General features: G+C 72.5%; 14 protein-coding genes. 7 read left to right on the top strand and 7 right to left on the bottom strand.

The genetic code is table 11. The annotated features are described in order from the left end of the window. Positions 1-51: 51 nt before the first annotated feature. The 3 genes from BEP24_RS02120 to BEP24_RS02110 form a co-directional block, all read right to left on the bottom strand. Positions 52-2,298, bottom strand: coding sequence for an AAA family ATPase (locus BEP24_RS02120; protein WP_065959800.1), 2,247 nt, complete (start codon positions 2,296-2,298; stop codon positions 52-54). Between the two features lie 178 nt (positions 2,299-2,476). After that, the gene (locus BEP24_RS02115) at positions 2,477-3,313 is read right to left on the bottom strand and encodes an aldo/keto reductase (protein WP_065959797.1); all 837 of its coding nucleotides are present in this window, start codon (positions 3,311-3,313) and stop codon (positions 2,477-2,479) included. Then, a complete protein-coding gene (locus BEP24_RS02110) occupies positions 3,313-3,684 on the bottom strand; it encodes an FKBP-type peptidyl-prolyl cis-trans isomerase (protein WP_065959796.1) in 372 nt (123 codons plus the stop codon). The genes BEP24_RS02115 and BEP24_RS02110 overlap by 1 nt, the downstream gene beginning before the upstream one ends. 138 nt (positions 3,685-3,822) lie before the next feature. Here BEP24_RS02110 and BEP24_RS02105 point away from each other — a divergent pair, with 138 nt between their 5' ends. Both BEP24_RS02105 and BEP24_RS02100 read left to right on the top strand, forming a co-directional pair. After that, positions 3,823-5,139, top strand: a complete 1,317-nt coding sequence (locus tag BEP24_RS02105) for an MFS transporter (protein ID WP_083229997.1) — start codon at positions 3,823-3,825, stop codon at positions 5,137-5,139. 149 nt (positions 5,140-5,288) lie between these two features. After that, a complete protein-coding gene (locus tag BEP24_RS02100; RefSeq protein WP_065959793.1) occupies positions 5,289-6,383 on the top strand; it encodes a YihY/virulence factor BrkB family protein in 1,095 nt (364 codons plus the stop codon). A gap of 20 nt (positions 6,384-6,403) precedes the next feature. Here the strand turns inward: BEP24_RS02100 and BEP24_RS02095 are convergent, their stop codons facing one another. The 3 genes from BEP24_RS02095 to BEP24_RS02085 form a co-directional block, all read right to left on the bottom strand. Next, positions 6,404-7,894, bottom strand: a complete 1,491-nt coding sequence (locus BEP24_RS02095; RefSeq protein ID WP_065959791.1) for an aspartate ammonia-lyase — start codon at positions 7,892-7,894, stop codon at positions 6,404-6,406. Between the two features lie 247 nt (positions 7,895-8,141). After that, complete coding sequence (locus BEP24_RS02090; protein WP_065959787.1) at positions 8,142-8,438, bottom strand: hypothetical protein; 297 nt, start codon at positions 8,436-8,438, stop codon at positions 8,142-8,144. Next, a complete protein-coding gene (locus BEP24_RS02085; RefSeq protein ID WP_065959785.1) occupies positions 8,438-9,694 on the bottom strand; it encodes an inorganic phosphate transporter in 1,257 nt (418 codons plus the stop codon). Before BEP24_RS02085 ends, BEP24_RS02090 begins: the two co-directional genes overlap by 1 nt. A 115-nt stretch (positions 9,695-9,809) precedes the next feature. On the opposite strand from BEP24_RS02085, the gene BEP24_RS02080 reads away from it, so the two are divergent. The 3 genes from BEP24_RS02080 (at position 9,810) to BEP24_RS02070 (ending at position 13,604) form a co-directional block, all read left to right on the top strand. Further along, on the top strand, positions 9,810-11,498 hold the full coding sequence (locus tag BEP24_RS02080) for a sodium:proton antiporter (RefSeq protein ID WP_065959909.1): 1,689 nt from the start codon (positions 9,810-9,812) through the stop codon (positions 11,496-11,498). A 100-nt stretch (positions 11,499-11,598) separates the two neighbouring features. Continuing rightward, a complete protein-coding gene (locus tag BEP24_RS02075; RefSeq protein ID WP_065959783.1) occupies positions 11,599-13,239 on the top strand; it encodes an ABC transporter permease in 1,641 nt (546 codons plus the stop codon). A 77-nt stretch (positions 13,240-13,316) separates the two neighbouring features. Beyond that, complete coding sequence (locus BEP24_RS02070; RefSeq protein WP_065959780.1) at positions 13,317-13,604, top strand: hypothetical protein; 288 nt, start codon at positions 13,317-13,319, stop codon at positions 13,602-13,604. Between the two features lie 56 nt (positions 13,605-13,660). On the opposite strand, the gene BEP24_RS02065 is transcribed toward BEP24_RS02070, so the two are convergent. Continuing rightward, positions 13,661-14,191, bottom strand: a complete 531-nt coding sequence (locus BEP24_RS02065) for an 8-oxo-dGTP diphosphatase (RefSeq protein WP_065959779.1) — start codon at positions 14,189-14,191, stop codon at positions 13,661-13,663. 64 nt (positions 14,192-14,255) lie between these two features. Between BEP24_RS02065 and BEP24_RS02060 the strand changes: the two genes are divergently transcribed. After that, positions 14,256-14,606 (top strand): tryptophan synthase subunit alpha, encoded by a 351-nt coding sequence (locus tag BEP24_RS02060; RefSeq protein WP_065959777.1) that lies wholly within the window; start codon positions 14,256-14,258, stop codon positions 14,604-14,606. A 20-nt stretch (positions 14,607-14,626) separates the two neighbouring features. Next, a complete protein-coding gene (locus tag BEP24_RS02055) occupies positions 14,627-15,517 on the top strand; it encodes an aminodeoxychorismate lyase (RefSeq protein ID WP_065959775.1) in 891 nt (296 codons plus the stop codon). Positions 15,518-15,548: the final 31 nt, after the last annotated feature.

Genomic DNA, 15,548 nt, shown 5'->3' with positions numbered 1-15,548 from the left:
ACGACGACGGGGCGGTGGCGGGCAGGTCCGGCCGGCGCACCGCCCGCCGCGTCAGTCCTCGACGTCGACGACGACCAACCGGCGGGTCGGTCGCGTCATCGCGACGTAGACCGCCGCCGCCGGACGTGCCGCGTCGGCACCGACCCGCTCCGGGTCCACCAGCAGGACCCCGTCGAACTCCAACCCCTTCGCGTCGGCACCGGTGAGCACCGTGACCGACCCCGGACGCGGTGACCCGAGCCCGCGGACGTCGGCCTGCGTCGCCGCGAGCCGCTCCCGCACCGCGGTGACGAGCACCTCCGGGGTGATGACGCCGATCGTGCCCGACCCGATGCGCTCCCGCTCGGCGGCGACGTGGTCGGCCACGGTGTCGAGCAGGTCGGCACGACGCACGGTCACGCGGTCGACCGGGTCGCCGTCGCGCACGGCCTCGTTGCGCGTCACGGTGAGCCCGGCGGCGTCGGCGTACTCCCCGGCGGCCTGCACGATCGAGCGCGGGGTGCGGTAGTTCACCGTGAGCTCGGCGATGCGGTGGTCGATCGGCACGAGCGGCGCACGACCGCGACGCCGGCGGGCGAGGGCACCGACCACGTCGTCCCAGGTCCGCGCGGCACCCGGCGAGGAACCCTGCGCCATGTCCCCGACGATCGTGAACGACCGCAGCGGGTTGCGCCGGGCGAGCACACGCCACTGCATCGGCGAGAGCTCCTGGGCCTCGTCGACGACGATGTGCCCGTACGTCCACTCACGGTCGGCCGCAGCGCGCTCGGCCGTGGTCCGGCCGTCCCCGCCCTCGGCGAAGGACCCGGCGACCTGCTCGGCGGTGACGATCCCCTCGACGCCCATGTTCTCGATGGCCTGGCGGGCGTTCTCGACGTCGCGGTCCCGGCTCGCCTTGGCCTGCCGCTTGGCCGCGCCGCCGGTCGGGTCGAACGGACCGAGGAGCTCGGCCGCCTCGTCCAGGAGCGGGACGTCCTCGACCGTGAAGCCGGCGCCGCGCGGACGGGCGAGGAGCGCACGCCGCTCGGGCGTCCAGTCCGGGGTCAGCGAGGCGAGCCAGTTCGGCCGGGCGTAGAGGTCCTCGAGGAACTTCTCGGGCGGCAGCGGCAGCCACGCGGTGTTGAGCAGCACCCGGGCGTCGTACGAGCTGCGGATGTCCTCGCGCAGGACCTTCTCGTCGGCCTCGTCGACCGTCGTACCGCGCTCCCGCAGCTGGTCGGCCAGCAGCCGTGTCATGGCGTCGAGGGCGATCTTGTTGAAGGTCACGCGCGCGACGTTGTGCGGCTTGCCCCGGTCCTGCGCCCGCTTCACCGCGTCGGCGACGAGCTGCGCGGGGACGGCCAGGCGCTCGCCCTCGACGTCGAGCACGACCGACTCGGTGGGCACGACCTGCCGCGAGCGCACCGCACGGCGGAGCAGGGCGGCCATCTGCCCGGAGCCCTTCACGGCGGCGACGTCCCGGGAGTCGTGCACGGTGGCGTGGACGCCCGGGTACAGCGAGCCGAGCGAGGCCATCACGACGCCGGTCTCGCCGAGCGACGGCAGCACCTGCTCGATGTAGGTCAGGAACGCCGAGGACGGCCCGACCATGAGCACGCCGGACCCGCGGAGCCGGTCACGGTGCGTGTAGAGCAGGTAGGCCGCGCGGTGCAGCGCGACCGCGGTCTTGCCGGTGCCGGGGCCGCCCTGCACGATGAGGACGCCCTCGAGCGGGGAGCGGATCACGCGGTCCTGCTCGCCCTGGATCGTCGCGACGATGTCGGTCATCCGGCCGGTGCGCTCGGCGGTCACGGCCGCGAGGAGCGCCCCCTCGCCCTGCAGGTGGGTGCGCTCGTCGTCGTAGAGCGTCGCGTCGAACACCTCGTCCTCGACGCCGACCACCCGGCGGCCCTCGAGCGTCAGGTGCCGCCGCGCCCGCATCCCCATCGGGTGGGCCGCGGTGGCCTGGTAGAACGCGCTCGCCCCGGGCACGCGCCAGTCGAGCAGGAGCGGCCGGTGCTCGTCGTCACGGAGGCCGACGCGGCCGATGTAGCGGAAGGCGTCCTCGTCGTCGGCGGGCTCGGACACCTCGAGCCGGCCGAACACCAGCCGGTCGCCGACGCGCTCGAGCGTCGCGATGGTGTCCTCGTACAGGCGGGCGTACGCGTCGCGTTCGCTGCGGCTCTGGTGGTTGCCACCGACCGCCTGGCGGCGGGTCTCGGCGAGTCGCTGCTCGGCCTCGGCCGTCAGGTCGTCGAGACGGGCGAAGAGCCCGTCCACGTAGCCGCGCTCGCGGTCGGTCTCGGTCGGTTCGGACACACGCCACCCTTCGGGAAACAGGGGTGTCCAGTGTAGTCCCGGCGCACCGACACCCAGGACGCAGGTGCGGGCTCGGGACGCGACCGCGGACGGACGGGAGGCGCGGTGCCTGCTGGCACCGCGCCTCCCGTCCGCAGCGGGTCGGTGCGGGACGCACCGACCGTCGGGGCGTCAGCCCCTACATCTCCTCGTGGGTGTCCGGGTCGCCGTCCCACAGGCGGCCGCGCTCGAGCGCGGAGATCGCGTGCACCTCGTCGTCGGTGAGCGCGAAGCCGAACACGTCGAGGTTCTCGCGCTGCCGGTCCGGGTCGCCCGACTTCGGCACCGGCACCGCGCCGAGCTGCACGTGCCAGCGCAGCACGACCTGGCCGGGGGTGACCCCGTGCGCGGACGCCGCGTCCAGCACGGGCTGTTCGGTGAGCAGCTGGGACTGCTTCGCGAGCGGGCTCCAGCTCTCGGTCACGATCCCGTACTGCGCGTGCACCTTGCGGAGCTCGGCCTGCGGGAAGTACGGGTGCAGCTCGACCTGGTTCACCGCCGGCGCGACACCGGTGGCGTCGATGATCCGCTCCAGGTGCGCCGGCGTGAAGTTCGAGACGCCGATCGAGCGGACGGTGCCGCTGTCACGCAGGTCGACGAGCGCCTTCCACGTGTCGACGAACCGGTCCACGGACGGGTTCGGCCAGTGGATGAGGTACAGGTCCACGCGGTCGAGGCCGAGGTTGCCCAGGGTCTCCTCGACCGAGCGGTGCGCCTCGTCGTAGCCGTGGTGCCGGCCGGGCAGCTTCGACGTGACGACGAGGTCCTCGCGGTCCACCTCGGACTCCCGCACGGCACGACCGACGGCGTCCTCGTTGCCGTAGTTCAGCGCGGTGTCGAGCAGCCGGTAGCCGCTCGTGATCGCCGCGCCGACCGCCGCGGCGCCCTCGTCGCCGTTCAGCCCGTACGTGCCGAGCCCGAGCTCCGGGAACCGGTGGCCGTCGTTCAGCTCGATCGTCGGGGCGCCGACGCGCATCAGCGGACCCCGAGCAGGTCGATCACGAAGATCAGGGTCTTGCCGGACAGGAAGTGGCCGCCGCCGGCCGGGCCGTAGGCGAGCTCCGGCGGGACGACGAGCTTGCGGCGTCCGCCGACCTTCATGCCGGGGATGCCCTCCTGCCAGCCGCGCACGAGCGCCGCGAGCGGGAAGTCGATCGGCTCGCCGCGGTTCCACGAGCTGTCGAACTCCTCGCCGGTCTCGTACTCGACGCCGGCGTAGTGCACCTTGACCGTCGAACCCGCGGAGGCCTCGGGGCCGTCGCCCTCGACGATGTCGGTGATCACGAGCTCGGTGGGGGCCGGGCCCTCGGGGGCGTCGAACTCGGGCTTGCTGTTGAGGTCAGTCATGCGCGCCAGTCAACCAGGTCGTCAGTCTGGGCGATCCCGGGCCGCGCAGGGTCTCGCTCCCCGCGAACGCGCGGACGCGCGAACGCGCGAACGCGCGGACGCGCGGACGGACGCGCCAGGCACCAGAATGGTTCCACCGTGACACCACCTGACACCGCGCCCCGCCGCCGCCTGCTCGCCGACCTCACCCCGCTCCGCCGCTCCCCCGCGTTCGCGCGGCTCTGGGCGGGCACCGCGATCGCCGGGATCGGCACGCAGATGACCACCGTCGCAGTCGGCCTCGAGGTGTACGAGATCACCCACTCGACCTTCGCGGTGGCGCTCGTCGGGGTGATCGCACTCCTCCCGATGATCGTCGCGGGGCTGTACGGCGGCATGCTCGCCGACGCCTTCGACCGGCGGCTCGTCGCCCTGGTGTCCTCGATCATCGCCTGGGCCGCGGTGGCCCTCATCGCCACGCACGCCTGGCTCGGGCTGCAGAGCGTCGCACTCCTCTACGTGCTCGCGACCGTGAACGCCGTCGCCGCCACGGTGAGCAACGCCTCCCGGTCGGCCATCGTGCCGCGGCTCGTCGGCACCGACCTGCTCCCCGCGGCGAGCGCCCTCGGCGGCATCGCGTCCGGGTTCCAGGTCACGGTGGGCCCGGCGATCGCGGGCGTGCTCATCGCGAGCGTCGGGTTCGCGCCGACGTACACGATCGACGTCGTCCTGTTCACGTTCGCGTTCCTCGGGGTGTTCACGCTGCCGCGGATGGCGGCCGACCGCGACGCGCTGAAGCCCGGGCTGAGCTCGCTCGTCGAGGGTGCGCGCTTCCTCCGGCGCTCCCGCAACATCACGATGACCTTCGTGCTCGACATCGTCGCGATGACCTTCGGCCAGCCGCGCGTGCTCTTCCCCGCGATCGGCGCGCTCGTCATCGGCGGCGGATCGATCACCGTCGGCACGCTCACCGCCGCCTACGCGATCGGTGCCCTGCTGTCGAGCGTGTTCTCCGGCCCGCTCGGGCACGTGCGCCGCCAGGGCGAGGCCGTCGGCTGGGCGATCACCGCGTACGGCGGGGCGATCGCGGCGTTCGGCGTGGTCATCGCACTCGCGCACGCGCTCGGCGGCCGGTCCGGCGAGGCGTTCGGCGTCGAGATCCTGCCCGCCCTCGGGCTCGCCGCACTGTTCCTCGCGATGGCGGGCGGCGCGGACAACGTCAGCTCGGTGTTCCGGAACACGATCCTGCAGGCCGCCTCGCCGGACGGCATGCGCGGCCGACTCCAGGGCATCTTCATCGTGGTCGTCACCGGCGGTCCGCGCCTCGGTGACCTGTACGCCGGGCTCGTGGTCGCCGCCGGGATCGCGTACCCACCGGTGATCGGCGGCGTGCTCATCATCGGGCTCGTCGCGCTGCTGCTCCGGCTGGTGCCGTCGTTCCGCCGCTACGACGCGCTGCACCCGCACGCGAACTGACGCACTGCGCCTCCGGTCCGCACCGCGGCAGCCGGGAGGCGCGTGGCGGCCCGGCACCGCGCCTCCGGTCCGCACCGCGGCAGCGGGAGGCGCGTGGCGGCCCGGCACCGCGCCTGACGTCCGTCCCGGGGTCGGGTACCGTTCTCGGCATGCCCGACAGCGCCTCGCGCGACCTGCAGCGGACCGGCCTCCGCGCGGTCGTCCGGCGCACCTACCACTCCGTCATCCGGCACCGGGTGGTGGACGCGGCAGCTTCGCTGACGTTCTTCGCCCTGCTCACCGTGTTCCCGAGCGCCCTCGCCGTGGTGTCCGCGCTGTCGGTCGTCGACCGGCAGGGCGACAGCCTCACCGACGTGGTGCAGGTGCTCGGCTTCATCGTCCGGCCGGAGACCGCGCAGCACCTCGAGGGGCCGCTGCGCCAGCTGCTCTCCCTGGACAACCCGTGGGCCGGCTTCACGATCGGCCTGGTGCTGACGCTGTGGTCGCTGTCCGGGTACGCGACCGCGTTCGGCCGCGCGATGAACACCGCCTACGAGGTCGAGGAGGGCCGGCGGATCTGGAAGTTCCGCGCGATGATGCTCCTCGTCACCCTGCTCGTGATGGTCGGCGGTGCGATCGCGATCGTCATCCTGCTCGTCACCCCGACGATCTCGGCCGCGGTGATCACGCAGCTGGGCTGGCCGTCGTGGGTCGACGACCTCTGGAACGTGGCGAAGTGGCCCGTCCTCGCGGTGGACCTCGTCGTGATGGTGGCGGTGCTGTACTACGCGACGCCGAACGTGAAGACGCCGCAGCTGCGGTGGGTCTCGGCGGGTGCCGCGTTCGCGATCGGGACCTGGGCCGTCGCCACGGTCGGCTTCGCCCTCTACGTCGAGACGATCGGCGGCAGCAACAAGGCGTACGGGTGGCTCGGCGGCGCGATCCTGCTGCTCGTCTACCTGTACATCTCGAACTTCGTGCTCGTGGTCGGCGGGGAGCTCGACTCCGAGGTGATCCGGATGCGGCAGCTGCTCGCCGGGATCGAGGCCGACGAGTCGATCCGGCTGCCGCTGCGCGACGTCACGCGGAACTTCGTGCTGGCCCGGTGGCGGGACCAGGACATCGCGACCGCGCACCACGTCCGGCTGGCGGCTGCCGAGCAGGCGGCGGCGGACGAGTCGACCGGTGAGGAGCCGGACCCGACGGCCGAGCACCTGCGGGCGTTGTCCCGGCAGGTGCGCGTCGGCGAACCCCCGATGCCCTGACGCGCCCGCGTCAGCCCTGACTACTGCTCGCGCTCCCGCGCCACCCGTGCCGCCTCGGCGTCGAGCATCTCCTCGGTCACGACCGGGATCGCCCCGGTCGCGAGCTCGATGCCGGACAGCCGTGCCGGGGAGAGCACGCGGGTCACCTGGTCCTCGTCCATCAGCCCCGCGGCCGTGACGAGGGTCGCGATCGGCGTCGAGGTCGTCAGCGCCGTGTGCGCGATCGACGCCGCCGCCGCGTACCCGATGTACGGCGTCAGTGCCGTGACGACGCCCACGTTCGTGTCCACCTGGGCGGCGAGCTTCGCCTCGTTCGCCTCGATCCCGGTGACGCAGTTCACCCGGAGCGTCGCGCACCCGCTCGCCATCCACTGCAGGGACTGCAGGATCGAGTGCGCGATGATCGGCTCGAAGGCGTTGAGCTGCAGCTGTCCGCCCTCGGCCGCCATCGTCACCGTGGTGTCGGCACCCGCGACGGCGAACGCGATCTGGTTGACCACCTCGGGGATGACCGGGTTGACCTTGCCGGGCATGATCGACGACCCGGCCTGACGAGCCGGCAGCGTGATCTCACCGAGGCCGGCCTGCGGACCGGACGCGAGCAGCCGGAGGTCGTTGCAGATCTTCGAGAGCTTGGCGGCGCTGCGCTTCACGGTGCCGGACAGCGTCATGAACGCGCCGGCGTCGCTCGTCGCCTCGATGAGGTCGGGCGCCGTCACGATGTCGAGCCCGCTCGCGAGCTGCAGCTGCCGCCGGACCTCGTCGCGGTACTGCGGATCCGCGGTGATCCCGGTCCCGATCGCCGTCGCGCCGAGGTTCGTCTCCGCGAGCAGCGGCGTCACCGTGCGGAGCAGGAGGACGTCCTCCTGGATGGTGTGCGAGAAGCCGGTGAACTCCTGCCCGAGGGTCATCGGCACGGCGTCCTGCAGCTGCGTGCGGCCGACCTTGAGGACGTCCTGGAACGCGCGGCCCCGCTCGGCGAAGGCCTTCGACAGCAGCTCGAGCTGCTCGGTCAGCCGGTGCACGCCGAGGATCATCGCGAGCTTGACGCTCGTCGGGTACGTGTCGTTGGTCGACTGGCTGCGGTTGACGTGGTCGATCGGGTGCAGGTACCCGTAGTCGCCCTTCTCGCGGCCGAGCAGCTCGAGGGCGCGGTTCGCGAGCACCTCGTTCGTGTTCATGTTCGTGCTCGTCCCGGCACCGCCCTGCACGACGTCCACGACGAACTGCTCCCGCAGCGCGCCGTCGCGCACCTCCTGCGCGGCACGGTCGATCGCGTCGGCACGTTCGGCGTCGAGCACCCCGATCGCCTTGTTCGCACGGGCGGCGGCCTGCTTGACCGTCGCGAGCGCCACGATCAGGTCCGGGTAGACCGCGATCGGCACCGAGGTGATCGGGAAGTTCTCGAGCGCCCGCAGGGTGTTGATCCCCCAGTAGGCGTCCACGGGGACCTCCAGGGATCCCAGGGAGTCGGTCTCGGTGCGGGTGCGTGCTGCTTCGTTGCCGGTCACCCCACGAGGCTAGCCCGTCCGGTCGGTCCGGTCCGGCAGCGCGCACGGCGCTGCGTGGCGTCGGACCGAACGACGGGCGGGCGGCCGCACCGGGCGCACGGCACCGCGAGACGGGACGGTCCGACGGGCGGCCGCCGGGTGGTCGCGGTGACCGGTGGACGGACGGGAGGCCCGTGGCGGCGTCGCCACGGGCCTCCCGTCCGTCACGCGGTCGCGTCCCGCGACCGGCGCCGGTGGGACTCGGGGATCAGTGGAACTGCGGGACGATCAGGGAGATCCCGTACAGCACGGCGGCGCCGGTGACCGCGAAGCACGCGATCGACAGCGCGCGGAACGCGCGCACGGCGGGCTGCACCGCCCCCGGCTGCGGGAAGCCGGCCGTTGCCGGGCCGATCGTGCCGTCGTCCTTCACGGTGTACTTGCCCGCACGGGTGTCGGCCTCGCTCCACAGGCGCAGCCCGATCGAGTACACGAGGACGACGAAGCACGCGGAGACGACCGCGACCACGGCGACGGTGAGGAAGGCCAACCAGTCGATGCTCATCAGCGGCGTCCTCCGTTGCGTCCGGCCATGCGGCGCAGCGTGCGCTCGCGGCTGAGTTCGGCGCGACGCTCCGCGACCCGGGCGGCACGCTTCTTGCGCTGCATGTCGCGGAGCTCCTTGCGGGTGAACACGGCGTTCGCGGCCACGTCGACCTCGATCGCGGCGGCCTGGTCGTGCGGCTTGCGGAGCGACCAGAGGTACAGGCCGAGGATCACGGCCGCGCCGACGACCGCGTCGATCACCAGGCCGGGGACGCCGAGCAGGGCGATGGCCGAGGCGATCGCACCGACCGCGGCGGCGGCGGGGAGCGTGATGAACCAGGCGATCACGATCTTGCCCGCGGTCGACCACTGGATCTTCGACCCGCGACGGCCGAGACCGGCACCGATGATCGAGCCCGAGGAGACCTGCGTGGTGGAGAGGGCGAAGCCGAGGTGGCTCGACGCCAGGATCGTCGCGGCGGTCGACGCCTCGGCCGCGAAGCCCTGCGTCGCGCGGATCTCGGTGAGGCCCGAGCCGAGCGTGCGGATGATCCGCCAGCCGCCCGTGTACGTGCCGAGGGCGATCGCGAGCGCACACGCGACGATCACCCAGAACTGGACGCCCGAGTCCGCCGACTGCGAGCCGGAGGCGATCAGGGTCAGCGTGATGACGCCCATGGTCTTCTGCGCGTCGTTCGTGCCGTGCGCGAGCGACACCATCGAGCTCGTGAACACCTGGCCGATCCGGAAGCCGCCGCGCTCGTTCGGGAACACCGGACGGCGGGTGACGCGGTAGGCGATGCGGGTCGCGAGCAGCGAGACGAGCGCCGCGATGACCGGGGACAGGAACGCCGGGATGATCACGACCGTCAGCAGCGCGGCGTAGTTCACCGAGCCGAACCCGGCACCGACGATCGCGGCACCGATGAGCCCGCCGAACAGCGCGTGCGAGGACGACGACGGCAGGCCGCGCAGCCACGTGATCATGTTCCAGACCACCGCGCCGATGAGCCCGGCGAAGATCATCTCGGGGGTGATGGCGACGCCACCGGGCCCCTCGTTGATGAGTCCGTGCGAGATCGACGTCGCCACGGCGGTGCTGAGGAACGCACCGATGAGGTTGAGCACCGCGGCGACCGTGACCGCCACCTTGGGCTTCATGGCGCCCGTGGCGATCGGTGTCGCCATCGCGTTGGCGGTGTCGTGAAAACCGTTTGTGAAGTCGAAGAAGAGGGCCAACGCGATGACCAGGACGACTATGAGTGTGATGTCCACCGCGGACGAGTGTCCCAGGCCTGCCCCCTGAGCACAAACCCTGTCGTTCATCCCGCGTCCACCCGGCCTTCGGGGTCGTTCAGGATCGGAACCACCGGATGGGAGGATGGAGGCCATGGACATCGTCGAGCTCCTCATCCTGCTGGTCGGCTCGCTCGCGGTGACCGGCTTCGCCCGCGCCAAGGGACTACCAGCGCCCCTGCTCGTGACGGCGGTCGCGCTCGCGGTGTCGTTCGTCCCGGGGCTGCCCGAGATCAAGATCGACTCCGAGGTCATCCTCACGGTGGTCCTGCCGCCGCTGCTGTACTCGGCGGCACTCGACGTGTCGTGGCAGAGCTTCCGGCAGTCGATCAAGCAGATCCGACGACTCGGCGTCTTCCTCGTGATCATCACCGCGCTGGCCGTCGGCCTCGCGGCCTACCTGATCATCCCGGACATGGACTGGCCCGCGGCGATCCTGCTCGGTGCCGTCGTCGCCCCGCCGGATGCGGTGTCCGCGGCGTCGATCGGCCGCAAGCTCGGGCTCCCCCGTCGGGTGATGACCGTGCTGTCGGGCGAGAGCCTCATCAACGACGCCGCCTCGCTGACGCTCGTGCGCGTGTTCACCCTCATCGCGGCGGGCACCTCGCTGACGATCTGGCAGGACCTCGGGATCTTCGCGCTCGCGATCGGCGTCGGCTTCGCGGTCGGCATCGTGCTCGGCGTCGCGGTGCACTGGATCCGGATGCGCATCAACGACCCGGTCGTCGAGACGATCATGAGCATCCTGCTGCCGTTCGTCGCCTACGTCCTCGCCGAGCACCTGTCCGGTTCCGGCGTCATCGCGGTCGTCACCGCGGGCCTGTACATCGGCTACAACTCGCCGAAGGAGGGCTACGCGACCCGCCTGCAGGAGCGCCCGCTGTGGACGAGCATGGACGTCATCCTCGAGGGCTTCGTGTTCGCGCTCATCGGCCTGCAGTTGAACACCGTCGTGCAGGACCTCGTCGAGAGCGACCGCAGCCTCGGCCAGACCCTGACCGCCGCGGCCGTCGTGCTCGTCGTCGTGGTCCTGGTCCGGCCGCTGTTCGTCTTCGAGTCGTACGTGCGGAACCGCTTCCACGGGCGGTGGGTCCGGCCCCTGCGCATCCGGCTGTCCCGCGGTCACCCCTCCCTGCGCTGGATCCGCGGCTCGGCGGAGCCGAAGCTCAACTGGCGCGAGCTCACCGTCGTCTCGTGGACCGGCATGCGCGGCGTGGTGACGCTCGCCGCAGCGGTCGCGGTCGTGGCGGACCCGGTCGAGATCAAGGCCCAGGACACGATCTTCATCATCGCGTTCGTCGTGACCGTCGGCACGCTCCTGCTGCAGGGGCTCACGCTCCCCTTCGTCATCCGCGCGCTCAAGGTGCAGGACCCGCGCGAGGGCGAAGAGGACGTCCGCAGCGAGATGCGGCTCAACCAGCGCACGACCGAGGCCGCGATCGCGCTCCTCGAACGCCGCCGCTCGGCCTGGTCGGAGCAGTACGGCCCGCAGGCGGTGGACTCCGTCGTGAACCGGCTCAAGGCGCGCCTCGAGCGGCAGGCCGAGACCTTCCGCCGTGACGCCGAGGAAGAGGAGGACGAAGAACGCAACGCCCCGATGCGCCTCCGTGGTGCGCAGATCCAGGACATCCGGCGCGAGCTGCTCGACCGTCGGCGCGAGATCGTGCTCGAGGAGCGCGAGAAGGGCAACCTCGACGAGGAGGTCATGCGCCGCGTGCTCGTGACGCTCGACGCCGAGGAGCTCGCGATGGACTCGGCACAGGCGTCGCGCAGCCGGTCCTGAACCGTCCCGCGCGGGACGGCGGCCGCGCCCGCTCACGGCACGCGGGGAGCAACCCGGGCGTATCGTGACGCTCCGACCAGGAGAAGGAGCACAGCGCCGAGTGAGCGAGCCGCGGAACGACGTCCCCAGGAACACCGACCTCCCTGACCGAGACGGAGCGCCGCGCACCACCGCGCCGAAGCCCGCACCGAAGTCCCGGCAGACCCGACCGTCCACGCGCGGCGGATCGAAGCCCCGCCGCGGTGCCCCGGTCGCCGGCAGCCGCTCGGTCTCCCGGACGTCCCAGGTCCGGCAGGCGCCCGTCCCCGCACCGCAGAAGGTCAGCCGGTACCGCCGCTGGTACGGCACGCTGCACCCCTCCCTGCAGCTCATCGGCCTGCAGCTCTGGATGCCGCTGTTCTTCATCGTCGGCTTCTGCCTCTGCTACGTCTTCGCGTTCCACGCCCCGCACCCGCACGACGTCCCGGTCGCCCTGGTCGGCAGCGACCCCACGCTCGTCGCCGCGGTCGACAAGGCCCTGCCGGGCGAGTACGTCTTCCACGTCTACGACTCCCTCGCACAGGCGAAGCGCGACGTGCTCGCGGGCACGATGGCCGTCGCGGTCGACCCGTCGGCGAACGAGGTCTTCAAGGCCAGCGCGCACCAGTTCCAGGTCGCGTCGCTCGTGCCCGCGACGCTCTCGAGCGTGATCGAGGCCACCGGTGGCCCGGCCCCCACCGTCACCGAGCTCGCGCCGCTGCCCGCCTACGACGAGTACGGCACCGTCGCGATGTACGTCATGCTCGCCTGGTGCATCGGCGGCTACATGGTCGCGATGTTCATCGGCATCATGGGCGGTCCGCTGCGGCACCGCACCCGGATGGCGGTCATCGTCGTCGGCGGCCTCGTCATCTCGCTCATCACGAACACCCTCGCCGGTCCGGTGGTCGGCGCGATCCACGGGCACTGGATCGAACTCGTCCTCATCGCCTGGGGCTGGATCGTCGCGATCGGCCTCGCGGTCAACGGCCTGAGCTACTTCGTCGGGCGGTTCATCGCCGCGCCCGCGATGATCTGCTTCGTCTTCCTGTCGATGCCGTCGTCCGGTGGCGCCTACCCGAAGTGGTTCATGCCCGAGCCGTTCGCGTGGCTGAACCACGTGGTGGTCGGCTCGAGCATGGTCGACATGATCAAGCACGAGGTCTACGGCGTCGGCCCCGGCTTCGGCCGCGGGTTGCTGACGATGGGCTGCTACGCCGCCGCCGGGCTCGTCCTGATGTTCTTCGGCAAGCAGTGGTGGGAGCGACGCCGCATCTCGGCGATCGTGAACAACCGCACCACGATGTTCCAGGACGCCCAGAACGCGAACCGCGAGTTCCTCGGCAAGCAGCGCGACGCCGAGCTCGAGCGGCACGGCCTCACCTCGACCGAGACGGGCACGCTGAGCGTCCTCCGTGACGACTGGGAGGACGAGCGCGTCTCCGGGGACGTCTTCACCGGGGGTCGGGACGGCCTCGAGACGGAGACGACCCCGACCGGACGCATCCCCGTGGTGCGGCAGGCGGACCGCTCCGGTCCGACCCGGACGGGAGGCGCGGGGAACGGTCCGCGCACCCGTCCCGTCCCGCGGGTGGACGGGTCCAGGACGTCGGCCCGGCCCGACGGACCGGCCCGGTCCGTCGCGTCCGGGCGCGCGGACGCGACGGCCCGGCCCGACACGGCGGACCGCTCCCGCACCCACGGGCGGCACGCGGAGCGGTGACGGCGCGGGCGACCCGCGGCGCGTCGGGCTCGCGGGCAGGACGCGGAACGGCCGAGCGGCGGGCGTATCCTGGGCCGATGACCTCCCGCACCGCCTGGCACCGCGCCCTCGTCACCGTCGTCGTCGTGTTCCTCGTGGTCGCGGCCGGGCTGTACGCCGCGAGCGTGCTGCTCGCCCCGGCCGACGGGCGCAACGTCGCCGGGCTGTTCGTGGGCTGGGCGATCTTCGCGGTGCTCGCCGCGATCGCCGCGGGCGTGGTCGACTTCTTCGTCCGGCCGCTCGGTGGGCGCAGCGGCGACGCCGACGTGCTCGCCGCGGCCGAGGAGGCCCGCACCGGCAGCACCCGCACGCAGCCCCAGCGCTGAGCTGCCCCCAGGACGCAAGCCCGGCGCTGACCTGACCGACGACGAGCGCCGAGCGACTACCGGGACGGGCGGCCCTCCGCCCGCACCCCCGTGCCGGTGAACCCGGCGACCGTCGCGTCGTCCTCGGCGAAGGTGAACCGCGCGTCCACCGTCCCGCCCGCGAGCACGCCGGGCAGCCAGTAGCGGGCGTCGTCCCACATCGCGTCGTACGGCACGGCGTCGACCGGGATCCAGCGCGGCACCAGCTCGTCGCTGCCCGTCGGGCTCCCCTGCCAGCGGCGACAGACGAACACGTCCGAGACCTGGGACCAGGACGGGCGGTACGGGAACCGGTAGTCCAACGTGCCACGCGCCTCCAGGTCGGCGGGGTCGAGCCGCAGGCCGACCTCCTCGGCCACCTCGCGGACGGCGGCCGCCACGGGCGGCTCCCCCGGCTCGACCTTGCCGCCCGGACCGACGAGGCGCCCCGCGCCGAGCCCGCGTCGCTTCTCGCCGAGCAGCACCTCGGGGCCGTCCGAGCCGTCGCGCAGCAGGTACACGACGACGACCGGTGGGTGCTGGGACTTCGTCTGGTCGCGCGGGGTCACGCGTCCAGTGTGGCCGATCCGCTGACGTAGGCTTGGCGCATGGCAGGCGTGCTGTGGGGGCACCGTGGCTGAGTCCCGCAGGACCGGGCGCAGCCTCGAAGTGCTGCGCGCCGAGGCCGCCGAGGAGATCTCGGTGATCGTCGAGCACCGCAGCCGCGCCGGCGAGGACCCGTGGGAGTTCATGCCCACCCTGCCGTCCGTCGACGAGCAGGTCGTGCTCATCCTCCGTGCCGACGCCGTCGAGCTCGACGCGGCGATCAGCCAGCGCAGCGCGCACTGGTCGGGTCACCCGGCCTCCGGGCAGGGCACCGCCCTCGGCGAGGAGTACCACCGGCTGCGCCGCATCGCCCTGCAACACCCCGAACTGACCCCGGCGGTGTGGAAGCTCCTCGGGTCGCTGCCCCGCGCCGACTGACCTGCGGTTGGATGGGGGCCATGACCGACACCGTCCTCGCCGTCCTCAACCAGCCCTCGCGCGACGCCGCGCCGCACGACCCCGCGGCCGACGCGTACACGTGGGCGAAGCCGCTCGAGGAGCACCTGCAGGTGCAGGACCTCGGTGCGGTCCGCGGCGACGGCGTGTTCGAGACGATCACGGTCGTCGACGGCCGTCCGCAGGCCCTCGAACCGCACCTGGCGCGGTTCGTCCGGTCCGCGGCGATGCTCGACCTGCCCACACCCGACCTCGACGCCTGGCGCCGGGCGATCGAGGCGGTGTGCGCACGGCTCGACCCCGTGCACGAGGCCTTCGCGAAGACCGTGATGACCCGTGGGGTCGAGGGCAGCGGTCGCCCCACCGGGTGGGTGTACGCCGCACCCTCGGGCGACCAGAGCGCGGCCCGCACCGAGGGCATCGCGGTCGTGACGCTCGACCGCGGCTACCGGCACGACGTCGAGCGGACCTCGCCGTGGCTGCTGCAGGGCGCGAAGACGCTCTCGTACGCGGTGAACATGGCCGCGCTGCGCGAAGCCGAGCGCCGCGGTGCCGACGACGCCCTGTTCGTCTCGACGGACGGCTACGTGCTCGAGGGCACACGCGCCAACCTCGTCATGGCGGTCGGCGGGCGCTTCGTGACGCCGCGGACCGACATCGGCATCCTCGCCGGCACGACGCAGGCCGACGTCTTCCGGTTCGCCGAGCGCGAGGGCATCGCGACGTCGTACGAGCTCGTGACGCTCGCAGACCTCGAGGCCGCCGACGCGCTCTGGCTGCTGTCCAGCGTCCGCCAGGCGGCGCCGATCCGCTCGGTCAACGGGGTCGCGCGCGCGATGGACCTCGACATGACCGAGCGCATCAACGACTTCCTGCTGTCCCGCGAGCAGTAGCCCGCCGGGGGCGGGGAGGGCGGACGGGAGG

This window comes from Curtobacterium sp. UCD-KPL2560 (assembly GCF_001705035.1).
In the GTDB taxonomy this organism is placed as follows: Bacteria; Actinomycetota; Actinomycetes; order Actinomycetales; family Microbacteriaceae; genus Curtobacterium.
This window is presented reverse-complemented; position numbering and strand designations above follow the sequence as displayed.

Bases quoted from the DNA above. Each gene is read 5' to 3' on its own strand.
- BEP24_RS02110 (WP_065959796.1), bottom strand. From the start codon at position 3,684: ATGACTGACCTCAACAGCAAGCCCGAGTTCGACGCCCCCGAGGGCCCG.
- BEP24_RS02090 (WP_065959787.1), bottom strand. From the start codon at position 8,438: ATGAGCATCGACTGGTTGGCCTTCCTCACCGTCGCCGTGGTCGCGGTC.
- BEP24_RS02055 (WP_065959775.1), top strand. From the start codon at position 14,627: ATGACCGACACCGTCCTCGCCGTCCTCAACCAGCCCTCGCGCGACGCC.
- BEP24_RS02070 (WP_065959780.1), top strand. From the start codon at position 13,317: ATGACCTCCCGCACCGCCTGGCACCGCGCCCTCGTCACCGTCGTCGTC.
- BEP24_RS02100 (WP_065959793.1), top strand. From the start codon at position 5,289: ATGCCCGACAGCGCCTCGCGCGACCTGCAGCGGACCGGCCTCCGCGCG.
- BEP24_RS02080 (WP_065959909.1), top strand. From the start codon at position 9,810: ATGGACATCGTCGAGCTCCTCATCCTGCTGGTCGGCTCGCTCGCGGTG.
- BEP24_RS02115 (WP_065959797.1), bottom strand. From the start codon at position 3,313: ATGCGCGTCGGCGCCCCGACGATCGAGCTGAACGACGGCCACCGGTTC.